The sequence below is a fragment of the Sphaerobacter sp. genome (assembly GCF_019683595.1).
Classification (GTDB): Bacteria; Chloroflexota; Chloroflexia; order Thermomicrobiales; family Thermomicrobiaceae; genus Sphaerobacter.
On record NZ_JADGHZ010000195.1, the window covers coordinates 1 to 6,082 of the forward strand.

Here is a 6,082-nt window from a genome sequence, read left to right on the forward strand (position 1 = left end):
GAAGGGCACGGATCGGGTCTCCGGGGGAAGAACCCTGTGCGCTCACGTGCGCTTCACTACCTACAACGTCAGGGGAGCCGAAAATGTTACCACGGGTTGCGACAGCGTGTGGCGACTTGCAGGCACGCGCAGGAGCGGCGGAAACCCGCATGGGGACGGGCTGTCAGCGCCCCTGCCCTAAGCGGATGCCGCTGCCGGGGAGCGCGAGGGAGAGGAGCATTTCCCCGTCGGGGTCGAGGACCGAGAGCGCGTCACGGTCGGCGCTGCCCACCTCGCGCACCACGAGTTGCCCGTTCGGCGTCACCAGGACTCCGGCCACGGGCTGCCCGGCGAGCAGGTGGCCGATGACCCGGAGGGAATCGGTATCGATCACCAGCACGCCGTCCCCGGGGTTGCTGGCGCTGTTCGCGGGGACCAGGTAGAGCGCCCGTCCGTCGGGTGCGATCGTCACGCCCGGCTCGATCAAGACTCCCGCCGCGGCGTGTGGCGCGACCCAGCCGAAGATCCAGTCGAAGAATCGATCGAAGGTGGAGGGCCGTTCCCCGGGATCCGCGGCCAGGCTCGCGGTGCGGAGTAGGCTGCCGTCGAGCAGATCGATCTCCGCCACATGGCGGGTCGCGGTGTTGACCGCGTAGAAGTGTCGGCCGTCCGGTGCCGCGACGCCATCGACGTACTGCGGCGCGTCCCCGGCCACATCTGCCAGCGACACCTGGTGGACGACGGCGCCGGCGATCGGATCCCAGATCACCAGCGCAGGCTGGCTCAGCGATCCGCGGGGCATGCAGAGGCTGTAGTGCAGGGGGTGTGCTCCGGGGATGGCGCCGGCCGGGCCGGGGTAGGGGAGGACGCAGGCCGTCAGCGGGTCATCCGGCGCGACGGTGCGGCGGTATTGGGCGACCGTGTCGAGCGTGGCGGCATCGAGCACGGTCAGGCGATAGCCATTCTGGCTGGCGGAGCGTGCGGCGCGCTCGGCCAGGACCAACTGGGATCCGTCGGCACTGACGTCGAGACGGCCCCAGAACACATCGGCCACGACCGCGCCGGTCAACTCCCGCTGGAGCAGGATCTCGCCGGTGTTGGTATCGGCGATCGCCACACTGGCGAGCCAGCCCTGGCCGAGCTGACGCGCCCAGTAGAGGTACAGATGCGAACCGTCCGGTGCCACCGCCAGCGAGGTGGAGATGGCGGGCTCGTCGGCGCTGCCGACGTAGACCGAGGCACGGATGTCTCCCAGATCCATCGTGTAGAGCGGCTTGCCGCTGAGGCCGTCGCTGAGCTCCACTGTGAGCTGCCAGGTGCCGCCGTACTCGGGCGTGACCGGCCCGCGCGGGGTGAGGCGGGTGGTGGCCAGCCACCAGTGGTCCCCGGCGTGGAGGAGATCCTCGCCGCTCAGGGTCGCAAGACTGCCGGTGTCGGGGTCGAGCCGGTAGTAGGCGCCCCAGGAGTCGCCGGGCAGGAAGAGGGGCGCGTCGGTCGTGGCGGGCGGGGTGCCGAGCGTCGGGGCGACGGCGATGAAGTGGCTGGTCGTCGCCGTGCGGCCGGTGTCGTCGGTCACCTCCACGTCGATCCACCAGCGACCTGCCTGGTTCAGGGCGAGCGCAACGTGATACCAGCCGGGGTCGTCGAGGGGGCGGCCGGCAGCGAGCAGGACCGGGTCGGATTGGGCGCCGGAGGTGGTCAGGGCTGGGCGCAGCGTCGCCACCGGACGCAACCCGGTGAGCGGCGCGCCCTCGTCATCCACGACGCTGAAGCGGACGGTCGCGATATCGCCGACGGCCGGGTTCACCGGCTCGACGGTCAGCCCGGCGAAGCGCCAGCCGGTCGCCTCTGGCGTGCCCGACGTTGGCTCGCTCGCCGAGGCTGCCGGTGCGGCGACCACGAGCAGCAGCACTGCCACCGCCAGTGCCCGCAGCGTATTGAGCCCGTGGAGCAGGCGCGCGACCATGCTCTCCCTCTCCGCGCCTCGAATCGGCCGGTCGCTCGTCTCCTCCTCAAACGGTCATTGGATTCAGCCGCCCGGTGCCGCCGCTCCGTCCCAGCGGCTGCACGGGCGGAATGGGGCCGACCGGCGCCGGAGCCCTCCACCAGCAACTCCGGCGCCTGGCCTCTTAGCCGAGCCGGTAATCCCCCGTGTGCGCTTCCTCCAGATAGCGTGCGACGAGTTGGATCGCTGCCTGGATGTCGTCCACGTGCGCCATCTCATTCACGGTGTGGAGGTAGCGCGTCGGCGTCGAGATGGTAATCACCGGAACTCCGGCGCGGGTGCGCTGCATCGCCCCGGCGTCGGTGCCGCCGCGGCTGAGTACCTCAAGCTGGTACTTGATCCCGTGGCGCTCGGCCACGTCGCGGAAGTGACGCACCAGCTTGTGATTCGGGATGTGGGACGAGTCGAATACCTTGATCGCCACCCCATCCCCGAGCCGGGTCACCTGCTCCTCCGGATTGAGCCCGGGGATGTCCCCGGCCATCGTCACGTCGAGCGCCACGCCGACGTCCGGCTCAACGCCGAAGGCTGCCGTCCCCGCCCCGCGCAGGCCGACCTCCTCCTGGGTGGTCGCGACCGCGATGATCTCCGCCTCGTGGTCGCCGAGCGCTCGCAGCGCCTCGATCATGATGAAGACCGAGACGCGGTCGTCGAGCGCCTTGCTCATGACCGTATTGCCGACCCGCTCCAGGGTCCGGTCGAGCGTCACCATGTCGCCGATGTCGACCCGCGCGCGGACCTCCTCGGCGGGCAGGCCAAGGTCGACGTAGAAGTCAGTGACCTTGAACGGCTTGACCTCATCCGGCTGGAGCACGTGGATCGGCTTGGAGGCGGGCTGGAGCGCGCCGCGGAGCACATCGCCGTTCCTGGTATGGACCAGCACCCGCTGCGCAGCCAGCATGCGCCCGTCGAAACCGCCCACGTTCTGCAGGCGTACGAACCCCCTGTCGTCGATGTGGCGGACCATGAACCCGATTTCGTCCATGTGTGCCGCCAACATCACTCGTGGGCCGCCCCGGCCCTTCTTCGTCGCGATGACATTGCCCAGTGCGTCGACCTGCACTTCGTCGACGAGTGGCTCGATCTCGCTCAGCACGATCTCGCGGACTTGCTCCTCGCGGCCCGGGATGCCGGACGCCTCGCAGATACGCTTGAGCAGATCGACGTTGAGCTCCATGGTCCCTCCCACCGCTGGCTCCCCCGGAAAAATCTCATGGACGCCATGATGCTAACAGCGCGACGATGCCGCGTCAAAGGGACGCGCCGCGCGAGCGGTTCTCCCCCGCCGGGCCGACGATGCGAAAGACGGGGTGGCGCGGCGCCTCGGCGGCGAACGCCTCCAGGGGCGAGTCCGGCGTGACATCGAAGAACGGGCGGACAATCGGCACCTCGGCGAGGTAGCGCCGCAGCACCGGTGCGCTCTCGGCCGGTCCCAACTCCTCGATAGCGACCGTCTCCGACCGGCGCCCACTGCTGAGCGTCACCTGGCCTGCCGCCCGCGCGTTGCGCACCCAGTTGACTGGGCCGTAGGGGGCAACCAGCCAGCGCTGCCCGCCCTCCTGGACCAGGCGCACCGGTGTCGAGCGCGGCCGTCCGGTGCGCCGGCCACGGACCGTCAACACGTAGGTATCCTTGATCGGTACACCGACGGTCAGCATCGCGCGGATGAAGGTGTTGGCCAGCCGCCGCCCTGCGGTCATCCGATAGATCTCTGCCACCAACCGCTCCTCTGTCCTCACCGGCTCGCCCGGCAAGACCGATTCCACCAGCGCCACCTATCGTACCGTGAGGATCAGGCGATGGCGACAGGGATTCCAGGACCGCGTGGTCTCGCGGTCCATCCGTTGGATGGCGCTCGCCCAAAGGGGACACGGTGCCGCTCGTTCGGATCTCGTCGTGGCGCGCCATCCCGCGCCCACGTGCCGCCCGTAGTGCATGACTCCTACCCCGGAAACGGCTAGACTTGACGCAGAATCCAGAGATTGGGCACGCGGCGAGGAGGAGGCATGCTCACGGCCGAGCAGGTGCGGCGACTGCGGGAGGACACACCCGGCTGCCGGGAGGTGATCCACTTCAACAATGCCGGCGCGGCGTTGATGCCCCGGCCGGTGATTGATGCGACCATCGACCACCTCACGCTGGAGAGCCGCATCGGCGGCTACGAGGCCGCGGACGCCGCGGAGGAGTTCATCGAGGGGACGTACGACGCGGTTGCACGCCTGATCGGCGCCAGGCGTGACGAAATCGCCATCGTCGAGAACGCCACCCGCGCCTGGGACATGGCCTTCTACTCGATCCCGTTCAAGCCGGGCGACCGGATCCTCACCTCGATGGCCGAGTACGCCAGCAACGTCATCAGCTTTTTGCAGGTCGCCCGGCGCAGCGGCGTGACCGTCGAGGTCGTGCCGAACGACGAGCACGGGCAGATGTCGGTGGCGGCGCTGCGCGAGATGATGGACGACCGGGTGCGTCTGATCGCGGTGAGCCACATCCCGACCAACGGCGGGCTGATCCAGCCGGTGGCGGAGATCGGGAAGGTGGCACGCGAGGCGGGCGCCTTCTTCCTGGTCGACGCGTGTCAGTCGGTCGGGCAGGTGCCGATCGACGTGCGGGCCATCGGCTGCGACATGCTGTCGGCAACCAGCCGGAAATACCTGCGCGGCCCACGGGGTGTCGGGTTCCTCTACGTCCGCCGCGAGATCGTGGAGCAGGTCGAGCCGGTCTTCCTCGACTTGCACGCGGCTACCTGGGTGGCGCCCGATCGCTACGAAATCCGCGGCGACGCGCGGCGCTTCGAGAACTGGGAATCGAACGTCGCCGGCAAAATCGGGCTGGGCGTCGCCGCGTCCTACGCCATGGCGGTCAGGGTCGAGGCGGGCTCCGCGCGGCTCCGATCGCTGGCTGAGATGTTGCGCCAACGGATCTGCGAGATCCCGGGCGGCGCGGTCCACGACCTCGGGGTCGAGCGCGGCGGGATCGTCAGCTTCACGCTTGAGGGCGTGGACCCGGAGGCGATCAAGCAGCGGCTGGCGGCGGAGCGGATCAATGTCACCGTCTCGACCGTGGCCTCCACCCGCTACGACATGATGGCGCGGGGACTGGAACGCGTGGTGCGCGCGTCGCCCCACTACTACAACACCGAGGAGGAGGTAGACCGGCTGGTGGAGGTCGTCGCATCGATGGCCTGAGTCCGGCCGGGTGGCTCGCGTCGTGATCGGCTTGATGGGACGCGGGCCCGGGAGGGCGGTATGAGCGAGCTACGGGCGGGATCGACCCCGCTGTATCAACAATTGGCCGCCCGGCTGCGGCGGCAGATCGCCGAGGGGATGTACCGTCCGGGCGACCGCGTGCCGTCGGAGGCGGAGCTATGCGCGCAGTTCGGCGTGAGCCGGATCACGGTGCGTGCCGCACTCGACCAGTTGGTTGATGCCGGGCTGCTCTGGCGCCAGCGCGGGAAGGGGACGTTCGTCACCGCGCCGCTGGTGGAGCATGAGCTGATCCGCCTGACCGACTTCGTCGAGGACATGGCGGCGGCCGGGCTGCAACCGGCGTCGCGGATCACCCACCTCGGCGAGGAACCGGCTTCGTCTGAGGTAGCGCGGCATCTCGACCTCGCCCCGGGGACGCTGGTGGTTCGGCTCGATCGCCTGCGGCTCGCCGACGCCTCGCCGATCGCCTTCGACGTAACCTACCTGCCGCTGCGCTATGGGCGGCTGCTCCAGCGCTCGGCGCTGGAGAGCGAGACGATCTACCACATCCTGGAGACCCAGTATCAGATTCCGGTGGTCTCCGGTACGTTCGTCATTGAGGCCGGGAAGGCGACGACGGAGCTGGCCAAGGCGTTGCAGGTCGAGCAAGGCGCGCCCCTGCTCATCATCCAGCGCGTCTCCTACACCGAGGGACGCGAGCCGATCTACTTCCAGCGGCGCTACTACCGCGCAGACCGTGTTCGCTACCGCGTCGAGCTGGACCGCAGCTACCCCGGCCAGCGATCCCGATTGACCGAGTTCGTGCCCGTCTTCGACGGCGGGTGAGGAGCGTGATGCGTCATACGTCATACGTCATGCGTCCCCCTCACCCCGGCCCCTCTCCCCTGGT

At 69.2% G+C, this 6,082-nt stretch carries 5 protein-coding genes; 2 read left to right on the forward strand and 3 right to left on the reverse strand.

The window, feature by feature from the left end:
• Positions 1-163 precede the first annotated feature (163 nt).
• The 3 genes from IRZ30_RS14845 to IRZ30_RS14855 form a co-directional block, all read right to left on the reverse strand.
• The gene (locus tag IRZ30_RS14845) at positions 164-1,945 is read right to left on the reverse strand and encodes a hypothetical protein (RefSeq protein WP_294086255.1); all 1,782 of its coding nucleotides are present in this window, start codon (positions 1,943-1,945) and stop codon (positions 164-166) included.
• A 163-nt stretch (positions 1,946-2,108) separates the two neighbouring features.
• A complete protein-coding gene (locus IRZ30_RS14850; protein WP_366945364.1) occupies positions 2,109-3,161 on the reverse strand; it encodes a M42 family metallopeptidase in 1,053 nt (350 codons plus the stop codon).
• Between the two features lie 73 nt (positions 3,162-3,234).
• Positions 3,235-3,702 (reverse strand): nitroreductase family deazaflavin-dependent oxidoreductase, encoded by a 468-nt coding sequence (locus tag IRZ30_RS14855; RefSeq protein ID WP_294086258.1) that lies wholly within the window; start codon positions 3,700-3,702, stop codon positions 3,235-3,237.
• 288 nt (positions 3,703-3,990) lie between these two features.
• Between IRZ30_RS14855 and IRZ30_RS14860 the strand changes: the two genes are divergently transcribed.
• Together IRZ30_RS14860 and IRZ30_RS14865 are read left to right on the forward strand one after the other, a co-directional pair.
• On the forward strand, positions 3,991-5,172 hold the full coding sequence (locus tag IRZ30_RS14860; RefSeq protein ID WP_294086260.1) for an aminotransferase class V-fold PLP-dependent enzyme: 1,182 nt from the start codon (positions 3,991-3,993) through the stop codon (positions 5,170-5,172).
• A 60-nt stretch (positions 5,173-5,232) separates the two neighbouring features.
• Positions 5,233-6,018: a GntR family transcriptional regulator gene (locus tag IRZ30_RS14865; RefSeq protein WP_294086262.1), complete on the forward strand. Its 786-nt coding sequence runs from the start codon at positions 5,233-5,235 to the stop codon at positions 6,016-6,018.
• Positions 6,019-6,082: the final 64 nt, after the last annotated feature.

Excerpts from the sequence above, each read along its gene's own strand:
- IRZ30_RS14850 (WP_366945364.1), bottom strand. The coding sequence starts at position 3,161 with ATGGAGCTCAACGTCGATCTGCTCAAGCGTATCTGCGAGGCGTCCGGC.
- IRZ30_RS14860 (WP_294086260.1), top strand. The coding sequence starts at position 3,991 with ATGCTCACGGCCGAGCAGGTGCGGCGACTGCGGGAGGACACACCCGGC.
- IRZ30_RS14865 (WP_294086262.1), top strand. The coding sequence starts at position 5,233 with ATGAGCGAGCTACGGGCGGGATCGACCCCGCTGTATCAACAATTGGCC.
- IRZ30_RS14845 (WP_294086255.1), bottom strand. The coding sequence starts at position 1,945 with ATGGTCGCGCGCCTGCTCCACGGGCTCAATACGCTGCGGGCACTGGCG.